This is a genomic window from Staphylococcus sp. GDY8P120P, assembly GCF_017892065.1.
Lineage (GTDB): Bacteria > Bacillota > Bacilli > Staphylococcales > Staphylococcaceae > Staphylococcus > Staphylococcus nepalensis.
Genome location: NZ_JAESKI010000021.1, coordinates 38,934 through 52,988, shown reverse-complemented (window position 1 = coordinate 52,988; position 14,055 = coordinate 38,934). Strand labels below are relative to the sequence as shown.

Here is a 14,055-nt window from a genome sequence, read left to right as displayed (position 1 = left end):
GCGTACTAGCCCTCCTTGTATAATGTTGGATCAACAAAATCTTTATAGTCAGGTGTGTTAAATAATTTATGTTCTTTGACTAAATGAGTGATTTTATTATAGCCTTCTTTTTCAATTGTTAAATCACCATAAGAAGTCCAATCTGCTGATTGTTTTAAAACTTTTTTATCTTGTTTAAAATGTTTACTCATGACTTCTACGCTTTGCTTTTTATTGTTCATTTTATAACCAGCTTTTTTATAATCAGTCATAAAAGCTTGTGCTGTATGATGGTGTTGATTGATTAAATCCTCTCTGAGCACAAGTGCACAGCAATATGCATCAGGTATCACATCGCTACCATGTTTTAGCGTATGTCCTTTGCCTAGTTTTTCTCCTAAGGCACCAAAAGGTTCAGCTACTGAGTATCCTGAAATACGATTTTCACTTAAAGCTGCGGGCATTTCTGCAGGCGCCATTTCATGATAACTAAAGGTATCAGAGTCTAAATGAAGTTGTTTTCGCATTTCTTCTAATAGTAGGTAATGTGTCGAATACCGATGTGGTATCGCAAAGCTATAATCTTCGTGATTATGGAAGTCTGAAATTGTTTCGTTATTTTGTCCCATAATGACATTACCTTCGTGATGGCCTAGAGCAACTGCTTTAATATTTGAACCTTTCTCTTTAGATTTCATCGCAAGTTCGATTAAGGTAGATGCACCATCGATTTTGCCACTATTTAAAGCGTCCATCAGGTCAGGCCAATTATTAAATCTTACTAGTTCTAAGTTGTAATTCGCGTTTTTGGTTTGTTGCTGTATTTGTTGGGTCATCATCAAGTTTGCTGAATGTGTAATAGGTAAATAACCAATTTTTATAGTTTCTTTTTTATCGGATTGTTTTTGACTATTACTTTGTGTACAAGCAGAAAGTAATACTAGGAATATTAGAGAAAGGATTAATAATTTTTTCAATATGCTGCCTCCTTATAAATAATATTCCGGTTCTGCCATATAATGATTTAAGGCAAACTTTTCCATGATAGTATTACGGATATTTAATAAATGGCTATCATTGCGATTACGAGGATGTGATTGCTTAATCTTATATTGATCGATAATTTCACAACCCTCTCCAAGTAAAATAATATTGTCAGAAAGATATAATGCTTCATCTATATCATGTGTGACAAGAATAATAGTAGCGTCAGTTTGATGCTTTAATTGAATCAATTGATCTTGTAGTTTATAACGGGTAAATGCATCTAAAGCACCAAGTGGTTCATCCATTAAAATAACTTTCGGTTGATGTACTTGTGCTCTACAAAGTGCAACACGTTGTTTCATCCCACCAGATAATGATTCAGGGAATGCTGAGCCTTTATTATTTAAATCGACACTTTTTAAATGATGGTTAATTTCTTCATTACTCATACGCTTATTTAAACCAATGCGTATATTGTCATAGATATTTTTCCATGGAAAAAGATTATGATGTTGGAATATCATCAAACAATCTGGAGATGGCGTTTGTTTAATTTGACCATTGATATTAACAGAACCAGATGAGGGTGTTAAGAAACCTCCAATAATATTTAATAAAGTTGATTTGCCACATCCACTTTTCCCAATAAAAGTAATGATTTCTCCTTTATCTATATTTAGTTCGAAATCGTTAATGACAGTATTCTCTCCAAATTGATGATGAACTCGATTAATATGAATCACGGTAGACACCTCAATTATTCTTATCGTTTTAATAAGAATTGCGTTTACACTAAAGGGCTATGCAAGTACATAGCCCGTGAAGTGGTTGTTTAGGAATTTACTTTTTAGAAAATCTAGTGATTAATCACTTTGTAAAAAGGCAGTAGATGACTGGATTGAATTGCGCTTATATTAAGCTTATTCAACCCTAGTCATCCTTGCCGGGGTGGGACTACGAAATCTTTATTAAAACAAATGATTTCTGTCCCTCTCCCTAAGAACTACTAATCTCAATTCTATTGAGAAATATATAAGGATTACATTAGCTAAAGCTAATGCATAAGAAAATCTAGTGATTAAAAATCACTGATTTTCTTTATATTTTTTCGATGTCATCGATTGGTGTATCTACAGCTTTACGAGCACGGCGTACAGCGTCTTCATCTGGCGCATCGTACATACAAATACATTTTGTCATGTCTTCACAAACATACGTACGTTGGAATTGTACTTCCGGTACTTCTTCGTAGTGAACTGAATTTTTCTTCTTACGTGCTAAATATTGATCCATTGTAATACCTTCTGGGATATTCCAAGTTACAAGGTAGTCAATTTTAGGATCGCCTTTTTTAACTTCATCCAGTTCTTTACCAACTAGACGCACTTCTTTAACTAAATTTATATTAATTGAAGCATCTTCTAGAAATTGTTTTGCTTCAGTATCATTATTTGCTTCTACAATAAAGTAACCATGTGTTAAGTCTTCAGTAGCTTGAACTTCAATTAAAGTAGGTACATCACCAGTTGTTAATTGAGCAGCTTTATCTTCTAATTCTTTTTTATTTGAGGCAAAAGCCAAATCGTTTGCTTCTAGTAAAAATAATGTCATAAATCTTAACCTCCAAATATTAATAGTAGGTGTATAATACAATAAAACTTATCAGATTACAAGGATATGAAAATAGGTAATTTAAATTTTCTGATAAATTATAAAAATAGTATATAGTTAGCGGTTAAATTGTAATGGGTGCAGTAAGGTAAGAAAATATACGTGTATAGATTTAAGTTTTTAAAAAATAACCCCGCACACGTCATTTAACTTTATACGTGTGCGGGGTTATTAAATTATAATAATAATGTTGCTAATATTGGAGCTACGATTACAACAATCACACCAACAATAACTAGAGAAATAGATGCCATAGATGCTTCAGTTTCACCAAATTCTTGTGCAGAAGAAACACCTAACGAATGGCCACTTGTACCAAGTGCTAAACCACGTGCAATAGGATTTGTTATATTAAATAACTTAATTAATTTAGATCCTAAAGCATATATAATCACACCATTTAAAATAACTGCTAGTGATGTCAACTCTTTGATGCCGCCGATATCTGCAGATACGGGTAATGCAATGGCAGTTGTCGCACCTTGAGGTAACATAGATGCTATGATGCCATTAGAAAATTGGAATGCTTCGGCGATAAGATAGATACAAACAAGTGCAGCAGTTGTACCTAATGTGATGCCCCCTAGGATTTGTTTCCAATATTTTTTCAAGACATCGCGACGTTTATATAAAGGTATAGCGAAACATATTGTTGCTGGTTCTAAGAAGAAATTAATGATATCGCCACCGATTTTATAATTTGCGTAATCAATACCAGTTAATTTTAAAAAGGCAATGCCGACGACCATGCTGACAAACAATGGTGTGAACAAGAAAAAGCCATTTGTCTTTTTAAATAAAAAAGTTGCGATGATAAAAGGTATAAGTGATAGTAGAATACCAAAATAAGGTGTATTAATCGCTAAATGTTCAATCATAATTTATCCTCCGCCAATTTTTTTTGTTTTGAATTTTTCGGAATAAAGGATTTTGTAATAAGCAACTGAGATAAAAATCCTGTACATAACAACAAGAGCAATGTTGAAATGATAATTAATAATATAATTAGGATTGGACTTGTGCTTAATACGCCTAATGAATTAATGACTGAAACACCTGCTGGTACGAATAAGAAACCAATGTTATTCGTTAATGTGGTTCCAACAGTTTCTACTTGGCCAAGTTTTACAATACCAGTACATAAAGCAATAAATAATAGGACAAGTCCTATTACTGAAGCTGGCATTGGCACCGGCATGAAACTTTCGATGATGTTTGAAATAAACATAATAATCGCTATAACAAGCGCTTGATGGAAAAAATTATATGTTTTAGAGATTTTATTGTGCGTTTTGCGTTGTTCTTTTTCTACTCCCATTTAAAATTGCCTCCAAAAATGATCTTGAGTTAATTATAAAATGAAAGCGATTACGATGGGCGTTTTTGATGTGACTTACGACACGTTAGAGCTGAAATGCATAAATTGAAATGTGACTATCAATTAAGCCCCATCATTTGTTTGAAAGTTTTCATATAGGAGCGGCTAACTTGAAACTTTAATTGATTTGTCATGGTAAGTTGATACGTATAATTGAACCAATGTTCAATGGTTTGAATATGGGATTTATTAATTAATGTTGCACGATGGATACGCATGAAATTTTGCGTTTCAATTTTCTTTTCATAATGACTCAAAGGCTCTGAAGTTTCGAAATCGTCGAGTGTTGTATTGATTGTAGTAATACCATTATTGACCGAAACTGCAATAATATCATCTAAGTTAATAATATGAATGCGTTCATTTACCTCAATAGGGAGCACTTGGTTCTGTTGCAAAGTTAAAAAAATATAGCTAATTACTATTTTATCATGTCGTTGTTCCCTTAACTGGCTAACATATGCCTAATTTCGTGGCATGGCGAAAATCCGTAGATCTGAAGAGACCTGCGGTTCTTTTTATATAGAGCGTAAATACATTCAATACCTTTTAAAGTATTCTTTGCCGTATTGATACTTTGATATCTTGTCTTTCTTACTTTAATATGACGGTGATCTTGCTCAATGAGATTATTCAGATATTTCGATGTACAATGACAGTCAGGTTTAAGTTTAAAAGCTTTAATGACTTTAGCCATTGCGACCTTCGTTGAAGGTGACTGATCTGTAATTACCTTTTGAGGTTTACCAAATTGTTTAATGAGACGTTTGATAAACGCATATGCTGAATGATTATCTCGTTGCTTACGCAACCAAATATCTAATGTATGTCCCTCTGCATCAATGGCACGATATAAATAGCTCCATTTTCCTTTTATTTTGATGTACGTCTCATCAATACGCCATTTGTAATAAGCTTTTTTATGCTTTTTCTTCCAAATTCGATATAAAATTGGGGCATATTCTTGAACCCAACGGTAGACCGTTGAATGATGAACGTTTACACCACGTTCCCTTAATATTTCAGATATATCACGATAACTCAATGCATATCTTAGATAGTAGCCAACGGCTACAGTGATAACATCCTTGTTAAATTGTTTATATCTGAAATAGTTCATACAGAAGACTCCTTTTTGTTAAAATTATACTATAAATTCAACTTTGCAACAGAACCAAAAAAGTTAATTAATATTAAAGTAGGTGTATTGCCATTACCACTTTATTTAATTTTAGCTGCAATTATATTCGTTGCTTCTATATATAATACATTACCTGCAGACATGATTGGAGGATTTGCTGTAATCATGATTTTAGGTATTTTACTAGGAGACCTTGGCCAAAAAATACCGATTTTAAAAGATATCGGTGGGCCAGCTATTTTGGCCTTGCTTGTCCCATCTATTTTAGTCTTTTTGGATGTGATTCATTCGACTTCTATGGAAGCGGTTACGACGTTGATGAAGACGTCTAACTTCTTATATTTCTATATTTCTTGTTTAGTAGTTGGAAGTATTTTAGGTATGAATAGCAAAGTATTAATTCAAGGATTTACGCGTATGTTTGTGCCTTTGCTAGCGGGAACAGTTCTAGCAGTTACTGCAGGTTTATTTGTTGGTTTATTGTTAGGTTATGATATAAAACACACATTATTTTATATCGTTGTTCCTATTATTGGTGGTGGTATCGGTGAAGGGATTCTACCCTTATCCATTGCGTATTCATCTATATTAGGAGACTCAGCTGAATCATTCGTTTCTCAAATGATTCCAGCAGCCGTAATTGGTAATATATTCGCAGTTGTTACTGCAGGCGTTATGATGCGCGTAGGAGAAAAATATACAAAACTTTCTGGCAATGGAAAACTAGTAAAATCTGAAAGCACTGAGGAAAGTATAGACAATAAAAAAGAAAAAGATAAAGTAATTGATTTCTCACTTATGGGAGCAGGGTTGCTGATTGCTTGTAGTTTCTTTATTGTTGGCACACTTGGTCAAAAATTCATTGGTATACCGGGCCCAGTTATTATGATTCTATTTGCAACGTTGATTAAATGTTTGAAAGTCATGCCTCATAAAATGGAGAATGGCGCACATAATTTATATAAATTTGTCTCTACAAGTTTGACGTGGCCATTAATGGTAGGTCTTGGGATGTTGTACATACCTTTAGAAGACGTTGTTAAAATTGTAACGCCAGCATACGTGGTGATATGTGCTTCAGTTGTATTAACGATGATTATTTCAGGTTATTTTGTAGGTAAATTGATGAAAATGTACCCGGTAGATGCTGCTATTGTCACAGGTTGTCATAGTGGTCTAGGCGGTACCGGGGATGTAGCCATATTATCAGCGTCTAAACGTATGGCGCTCATGCCATTTGCACAAGTTGCGACAAGGATAGGTGGCGTTTCAACGGTTATCATAGCAACATTTTTATTGAAAATTTTAAGTTAAATCATAATAAATATATAAGGGGTCACTAACATGTCAGAGAGAAATGAAAATATAGATCCAATCACTTTACATCATGAACATTCAGGTAAAATAGAGATTACAAGTAGCGTAGAGGTTAACACTGAACAAGATTTGAGTGTCGTATATACGCCAGGGGTATCTGAAGTATGTAAAGCCATTACCAAAGATGAAACAAAAGCAAATACATTGACCGCACGAGGTAATATGATTGCCGTAATTACGGATGGCACGGCTGTACTTGGATTAGGAGACATTGGTCCGAAAGCAGCTATACCAGTTATGGAAGGTAAAAGTATTTTATTTAAACAACTCGCAAATGTAGACGCATTTCCTATATCTTTAGATACAAAAGATACTGAAGCAATTATATCTATTATAAAAGCATTACAGCCTAATTTTGCAGGGATTAATCTAGAAGACATAGCTGCGCCACGTTGTTTTGAAATTGAAAAAAGATTGATTGATGAGCTAGATATTCCAGTGTTTCATGATGATCAACATGGCACAGCTATCGTTGTACTTGCAGCGTTAATTAATGCACTGAAAGTTGTTCAAAAAGAAAGTGATTATGCAAAAATTATTATTAATGGTGCAGGTTCAGCGGGTATCGCAATTGCTAAGTTATTGTTAGAAGCTGGGTATAAAGACATTACGCTGGTTAGTCTAGAGGGCGTCTTGAACAAAGCAGAAACATGGATGAACAAAGCGCAACAAAATATTGCAAGTTGTACAAACCCCGATGACCAAAAGGGGACATTAGATGATGTTATACAAAATGCAGATGTATTTATTGGTGTGTCAGGTCCAAAAGCTTTAACGGAAGCACATGTAAGATCGATGAATGATAATCCGATTATTTTTGCATTAGCAAATCCAACGCCAGAAATATACCCAGAAGAAGCAGTTGGAGCTGGTGCGGCTATTGTTGGTACAGGGCGTTCAGATTACCCGAACCAAATCAATAATTTATTAGCTTTTCCTGGTATTTTTAGAGGTGTGTTAGACGCACATGCAAATGAAATCACCACAGATATGAAAATAGCGGCGGCTAAGGCAATTGCTGACACCATAGGGGAGGAGCAACTAACACCGGATTTTGTCATTCCACATGCATTAAATCCACATGTTGCTCATGAGGTAGCAGGAGCGGTTAAGCATCATGCGAAAAATGGAGAGAAAGTATTGATATAACGTAAAGTTGATATGAAAAACGCTAGAGTTGGTTGCTTTTTATAAATCACCACAATTGCACAAAGAAAGGATGGCTGCTACTGAAATTAAGTATGAGTCATTCCTTTTATAATTGTTCAACTTCCATACAATTTTTTAAGAGAAATAATGGTTCACTTAACCTTTTATATTTAATCGTAAAAACACTCATATGATATGCAAAAGCATAGTATCATTGGTCGGATGATATTGAAATAACTTATAAAAGATGTCACTTATAAATGAGGGAGCCGTATCCAAGTTGTAATCACCTTCTAAATAAGTGAAATTCAAATTTAAAAAAGCATATCATAGCCGTGTATAATGATTGGGCGTGATGTCTGAACGTACATGTACGATTGTTTAAAGTTATTATCAGTTAATATAAGTTATGATAAAATTAAGCATATACTAAATAGACAGTTATCATTTTATCGACCAAAACAGTAACAGTTATAGGCTATATCTTAGCGTATCAGCACATTTGGCTATTATTAGCTGAGCGACGCATATCGTACGTGTGCATTTAATCATAGTTATTACATTATGATTTAAATAATTAAAAGATAAATAACAATCAAAAAGGAATGTGAATTATGGAAGAAAATAATAACGATTATGAAAATTTGTTGTTTTACTTTGCATATAAAACCTTTGTAAATACAGCAGATGAAATAATCGAAGAATATGGTTTGAATAGACAACACCATAGATTTTTATTTTTTATCGAAAAAGCGCCGGGTATTACAATTAAAGATCTCTTGAAAAGTATGGAAATTTCTAAACAAGGTAGCCATGCAACATTGAAAAAATTGAAGGATGAAGCATTTATTATCGAAAAACAAACCGAAGCGGATAAGCGTGTTAAAGCACTCTATCCTACAGAAAAAGGTACGAAATTAGTTCATGAATTAAATAAAGCACAAAACGATTTGTTTAGAGATATTCAAAAAAAAGTTGGTAATGATTGGTATGCAATTATGGAAGCATTTGCTTCTTATCGTACAGGATTTCAGGAAGTAAAATATCTAAAAGATGATGTAAAAAAATAAATAAAATTAATTTTTAAAACATAGTGGGGCGTCACTATGTTTTTTTATTTGAAAAGGAAAATTCACGATAATTAAGTCAACATTGTTGACCTTTATTATTAATCGCGTTATATTTGCAATGTAAGAAATAAAGAGAAAAAGGGGAAATGATTAATGCAAAAACGCGTAGGACAATATTTAATGGACGCGATTAGTGCTGTAGGCGTTGATAAAGTTTTTGGAGTACCTGGAGATTTTAACCTTACCTTTTTAGATGACATTATCCATCGTGATGACATGGATTGGGTAGGTAATACAAATGAATTAAATGCGAGTTATGCTGCAGACGGTTACGCAAGAATGAAAGGTATTAGCGCTATGGTTACAACATTTGGTGTAGGTGAACTCAGCGCTGTAAATGGTATAGCAGGAGCTTATGCGGAGCGTGTGCCTGTCATAGCAATTACAGGTGCACCGACTCGCGAAGTCGAAAAAGCTGGTAAATATGTGCACCATTCATTGGGTGAAGGCACTTTCGACGATTATCGTAAAATGTACAAACACATTACAACAGCCCAAGGATATATTACACCTGAAAATGCACAAGTTGAAATACCACGATTAATTGATGCAGCATTAAATGAAAAACGCCCGGTTCATATGCATCTACCTATTGATGTTGCAGCCCAAAAGATTGAAGTAGAAAAGCCGTACTGTTATGTAACGCCGGAAAAACAAGATGTTTCTAGCTATATTAAAAGAATAGAAGATAAATTGAAAACTGCAAAACAGCCATTAATTATTGCAGGACATGAAATTAATAGTTTTGATTTACATGAAGCACTTGAACAATTTGTTAATCAAACGCACATTCCAGTCGCACAATTATCCCTTGGTAAAGGTGCGTTTAACGAACAAAATGATTACTATATGGGCATATATGATGGTGAGATTTCAGACGAGCCAATCAAATCATATGTAAATGGTAGTGATGTTATTTTAAATATTGGCGCTAAACTCACAGACTCTGCAACGGCAGGTTTCTCATATCAATTTAATTTAGATGATGTGATTATGATTAACCATCACAATTTCAAAGTGGATGCATTACATGCAGAAGAGGTGAGACTGACAGACCTCTTAGAAGGGTTGTTAGAAATGGATTATGTCAGTGATGTAAATTATCCACATTATCACGTTTCCGAACATAAAGAAATTGAATTAATTGATCATCCATTAACACAATCAACTTATTTCAAATTAATGCAAAGTTTTATAAAACCCAAGGACATCATTCTTGCAGAGCAAGGTACATCTTTCTTTGGTGCGTACGATTTAACCTTGTATAAAGAAAATAAATTTATTGGTCAACCGTTGTGGGGATCAATTGGTTACACAATGCCTGCAACGCTCGGTACACAAATTGCAGATAAACAACGCCGAAATTTGTTGTTAATTGGTGATGGCTCGTTACAATTAACGGTTCAAGCGTTATCAACAATGATTCGTGAAGGCTTAAAACCAGTTATATTTGTAGTGAATAATGATGGTTACACTGTTGAGCGTAAAATTCATGGCGAAACAGCATCATACAATGATATAAATATGTGGGATTATAAAATGTTACCATTTGTATTTGGTATGAAAGAAGATGATGTCAAAATACACAATGTAACAACAAGTATTGAATTAGAAAAAACATTAAAAGATATTGATGACACTCCGAATATTATGCACTTTGTAGAAGTTCATATGGATGTACACGATGCACCAGCAAAACTCAATGAAATTGCTAAAGCTTTTGCAAACCAAAATAATTAAGAATTTAAAAATTTAATAAGCGCTTTCTTTTAAGTTATAATAATATGATATCATTAGTATCATAGTAATCTAAATAAGTATTACTGCAAAAAGCATTTAAACAAAGGAGAGATTTTAATGACAGTAAATAGTAAAGATTATATTGATGAGACTTATGGTTTATTTATAAATGGCGAGTTTGTTAATAGTGACAGTGGTGAAACGTTGGAAGCTGTAAATCCAGCCACAGGGGAAACACTATCAAGTATTGCAAAAGCTAATGACGCAGACATAGATAAAGCTGTGGCAGCAGCACAGGAAGCATTTGAATCTTGGCGTTTAACATCTAAAACAGAACGCGCTAATTTATTAAGAAAAATTAGCGATAAAATAATGGAAAATAAAGACAAAATTGCTACGATTGAAACGTTAAATAACGGTAAACCGATTCGTGAAACGGCAGGCATTGATATACCGTATGCTGCAAAACATTTTAATTACTTTGCAAGCGTTATCGAGACACATGAAGGTTCAGTTAATGATATTGATAAAGATACAATGAGTATTGTACGTCATGAACCTATAGGTGTGGTAGGCGCCGTTGTAGCTTGGAACTTCCCAATGTTATTAGCAGCGTGGAAGATTGCGCCGGCTATTGCAGCAGGTAATACAATTGTGATTCAACCGTCTTCCTCTACACCTTTAAGCTTATTAGCGGTAGGTAAGATTTTCCAAGAGATTTTACCTAAAGGCGTCGTTAATATCGTAACGGGTAAAGGTTCAGAATCAGGAAATGCCATTTTCAACCATGAAGGTGTGGATAAATTATCATTTACTGGCTCAACCAATGTGGGATATCAAGTAGCTGAAGCTGGGGCAAAACGTATTGTTCCTGCAACGTTAGAACTCGGTGGTAAGAGTGCCAACATGATTCTGGATGACGCAAACTTAGATTTAGCGGTTGAAGGTATACAACTAGGCATTTTATTTAACCAAGGAGAAGTATGTAGTGCTGGATCACGCTTACTCGTCCAAGAAGGCATCTATGATGAATTAATTTCAAGACTGAAAGAAGCATTTTCAAATATTAAGGTTGGCGACCCATTAGATGAAAATACGCAAATGGGCAGTCAAACGAGCCAAGAGCAATTGGAAAAAATCCAGTCTTATATTGACTATGCAGAAAAATCTAACGCTGACATTTTAACTGGCGGTAAACGTATAACGCGTAATGGTTTAGATAAAGGTTATTTCTTAGAACCGACATTAATAGCAGTTAACGATAATGATCATAAATTGGCACAAGAAGAAATATTTGGACCAGTGTTAACGATTATCAAAGTGAAAGACGACCAAGAAGCAATTAAAATCGCTAACGATTCTGAATACGGTCTAGCAGGAGGCGTGTTTTCACAAAATATTAACCGTGCATTAAATATTGCGAAAGCTGTAAAAACAGGTCGAATCTGGATTAATACGTATAACCAAGTGCCTGAAGGTGCACCATTTGGTGGTTATAAAAAATCAGGAATCGGGCGTGAAACATATAAAGAAGCATTGAGTAATTATCAACAAGTTAAAAATATATTTATTGATACAAGCAATGAACTTAAAGGCTTATATTAAAATGACCAAAACTTATACCACACATATGTATATCTAGATAAATTTAATATGGGTGTTTATTGTGATAAATACAATTAAAAGGAGGGGCCGTATTGCGGTCCCTCCTTTTTAATAGCTAAAAATTTTTATAAAAGCGGGCGCTCATCATTTCAAATTAAAAATTTATTTTCACGAATTTTAATGTTTATATATGGTTGCTATCAACCAAGGAATCACTTCCTGTAATGGGCATCGCTTCAGTAAGTATGATGCGCTTATTAACTTTCATTATCTGTTATTAAAATAAAAGTCATATACCATAAAACCCGACTATTCTTATAGAAATTATAATTTTAATATTGACGTCGTATATAATTTTAGCTATATTAACTAGCATAGATATTTTCAGAAAATTCTATTTATTAAAAATTTGTTATAGAAAATGAATAAAGTCATTCCTGATCTTTATATCCCCTCAACAATGAGTATAAATGATAAAAACAACTACAATATAGGAGGAATAACATATGCCAAACAAGCAGATACATTTTAACGGATTCGTGCAAAACTCTCCGTCTCCACATTCATCTGGATTATGGAAACATGAAAAAGATCAAGGCGCGAATCATAATCAATTAGATTATTGGACAGATATTGCACAAACATTAGAAAGAGGCAAATTTGATTCTATATTTATTGCAGACGTATTAGGAACGTATAGTGTTTATAATGGATCGAGTGATGCTGCAATTAGACATGCAGTTCAGCTGCCTGCGCATGATCCAATACCTATTATTTCTGCTATGGCTGCCGTTACAAAACATATTGGATTTGCGCCAACAATATCTACCACATATGCGAAACCTTATAGTTTAGCTAGACAATTATCTACATTAGACCACTTAACAAATGGGCGATTAGGTTGGAATGTTGTAACTTCTTACTTAGAAAGTGAAGCCATTAATTTAGGTCTTAAAGAAAGGTTGCCAAAAGACTTAAGGTACAATAGAGCAGATGAATTCCTCCAGGTTGTTTATAAACTTTGGGAAGATAGTTGGGAAGATGGCTCAGTTGTTAATGATAAAGAAAGTGATATATATGCATATGCTAACAAGGTACATAAAATTAACCATGAAGGTGAATTTTTTAGTGTTCCTGGGCCTCATTTGGTTGAACCGTCTCCACAAAGAACGCCCGTATTATTTCAAGCAGGCGCTTCAGAAAAAGGTAAAACATTTGCAGCTAAACATGCAGAAGCGGTTTTCACAAAACATACTTCATTAGAATCATTAAAAAACTATGTCAATGATATACACACAAGAGCAGAAAAATACGGAAGAAATAAGGAAGATCTTTTGGTTTTTCCTATGGTGCTTCCTATTATTGGAGAAACTGAAGAAAAAGCCTATCAAAAATATAGAGCATTAACAGAACACATCAGTTACGAAGGCTCAGCTTCATTATTAAGTGGCCACACAGGCATTGATTTTTCTGAATATGACCCAGACCAGTATATAGAAGACATTGAGACCGAAGCCATGCAAGGTAATCTTAATATTTATACTAAAGACCCAAACTATAAATGGACCTTAAGAGAAGCTGTGAAAAACCACGGACTTGGAAATGGCACGGTTAAATTTATAGGAACGAAAGAACAAGTAGCAAATCAATTTGAAACATGGGCGATTGAGGGTGGAGCGGCTGGCTTTAATATCGCTCAGAGTTATTCTCCGGGCACATTTGAAGAGTTTGTTGATGAGGTTATTCCTGAATTACAAAAGAGAGGTTTATATAGAACAGAGTATGAAGGAAGCACACTTCGTGAGCATATGTTTGGCAAAGGTCATAAAACAATAAAAGAAAATCATCCAGCAAAAAATAATAAAAATGCACATATAAATTAAAAAAGGAGTAAAAGC

The 14,055-nt window shown here is 34.0% G+C and carries 12 protein-coding genes and 1 pseudogene; 6 read left to right on the top strand and 7 right to left on the bottom strand.

The features are described 5' to 3' along the window. Positions 1–5: 5 nt before the first annotated feature. The 7 genes and pseudogenes from KA900_RS11700 to KA900_RS11670 form a co-directional block, all read right to left on the bottom strand. A complete protein-coding gene (locus KA900_RS11700) occupies positions 6–956 on the bottom strand; it encodes an ABC transporter substrate-binding protein (protein ID WP_011302420.1) in 951 nt (316 codons plus the stop codon). Between the two features lie 12 nt (positions 957–968). Next, positions 969–1,709 (bottom strand): ABC transporter ATP-binding protein, encoded by a 741-nt coding sequence (locus KA900_RS11695; protein WP_002482417.1) that lies wholly within the window; start codon positions 1,707–1,709, stop codon positions 969–971. Positions 1,710–2,064: 355 nt separating this feature from the next. Then, on the bottom strand, positions 2,065–2,577 hold the full coding sequence (locus KA900_RS11690) for a DUF4242 domain-containing protein (RefSeq protein ID WP_002482418.1): 513 nt from the start codon (positions 2,575–2,577) through the stop codon (positions 2,065–2,067). Positions 2,578–2,813: 236 nt separating this feature from the next. Further along, positions 2,814–3,515: an antiholin-like protein LrgB gene (lrgB, locus tag KA900_RS11685; RefSeq protein WP_002482419.1), complete on the bottom strand. Its 702-nt coding sequence runs from the start codon at positions 3,513–3,515 to the stop codon at positions 2,814–2,816. Continuing rightward, the gene (gene lrgA / locus KA900_RS11680) at positions 3,512–3,955 is read right to left on the bottom strand and encodes an antiholin-like murein hydrolase modulator LrgA (protein WP_069821573.1); all 444 of its coding nucleotides are present in this window, start codon (positions 3,953–3,955) and stop codon (positions 3,512–3,514) included. Before lrgA ends, lrgB begins: the two co-directional genes overlap by 4 nt. A 119-nt stretch (positions 3,956–4,074) precedes the next feature. Continuing rightward, positions 4,075–4,404, bottom strand: a pseudogene (locus KA900_RS11675) (LytTR family transcriptional regulator DNA-binding domain-containing protein); the annotation flags it as partial. Positions 4,405–4,460: 56 nt separating this feature from the next. Further along, on the bottom strand, positions 4,461–5,135 hold the full coding sequence (locus KA900_RS11670) for an IS6-like element IS257 family transposase (protein WP_210139664.1): 675 nt from the start codon (positions 5,133–5,135) through the stop codon (positions 4,461–4,463). A 15-nt stretch (positions 5,136–5,150) separates the two neighbouring features. On the opposite strand from KA900_RS11670, the gene KA900_RS11665 reads away from it, so the two are divergent. The 6 genes from KA900_RS11665 to KA900_RS11640 all read left to right on the top strand — a co-directional run bounded on the left by KA900_RS11665 (position 5,151) and on the right by KA900_RS11640 (position 14,040). Further along, positions 5,151–6,470: a 2-hydroxycarboxylate transporter family protein gene (locus KA900_RS11665; RefSeq protein ID WP_245339184.1), complete on the top strand. Its 1,320-nt coding sequence runs from the start codon at positions 5,151–5,153 to the stop codon at positions 6,468–6,470. 30 nt (positions 6,471–6,500) lie between these two features. Beyond that, positions 6,501–7,682 carry an NAD(P)-dependent malic enzyme gene (locus tag KA900_RS11660; RefSeq protein WP_210139663.1) on the top strand — a complete coding sequence of 394 codons (1,182 nt, stop codon included), beginning with the start codon at positions 6,501–6,503 and terminating at the stop codon, positions 7,680–7,682. A 614-nt stretch (positions 7,683–8,296) separates the two neighbouring features. Next, on the top strand, positions 8,297–8,752 hold the full coding sequence (locus KA900_RS11655) for a MarR family winged helix-turn-helix transcriptional regulator (RefSeq protein ID WP_096808075.1): 456 nt from the start codon (positions 8,297–8,299) through the stop codon (positions 8,750–8,752). A 153-nt stretch (positions 8,753–8,905) separates the two neighbouring features. Further along, positions 8,906–10,552 carry an alpha-keto acid decarboxylase family protein gene (locus tag KA900_RS11650; RefSeq protein WP_210139662.1) on the top strand — a complete coding sequence of 549 codons (1,647 nt, stop codon included), beginning with the start codon at positions 8,906–8,908 and terminating at the stop codon, positions 10,550–10,552. Between the two features lie 117 nt (positions 10,553–10,669). Further along, positions 10,670–12,157, top strand: coding sequence for an aldehyde dehydrogenase family protein (locus KA900_RS11645; RefSeq protein ID WP_210139661.1), 1,488 nt, complete (start codon positions 10,670–10,672; stop codon positions 12,155–12,157). A gap of 506 nt (positions 12,158–12,663) precedes the next feature. Beyond that, positions 12,664–14,040, top strand: a complete 1,377-nt coding sequence (locus tag KA900_RS11640) for an LLM class flavin-dependent oxidoreductase (protein ID WP_210139660.1) — start codon at positions 12,664–12,666, stop codon at positions 14,038–14,040. Positions 14,041–14,055 lie beyond the last annotated feature (15 nt).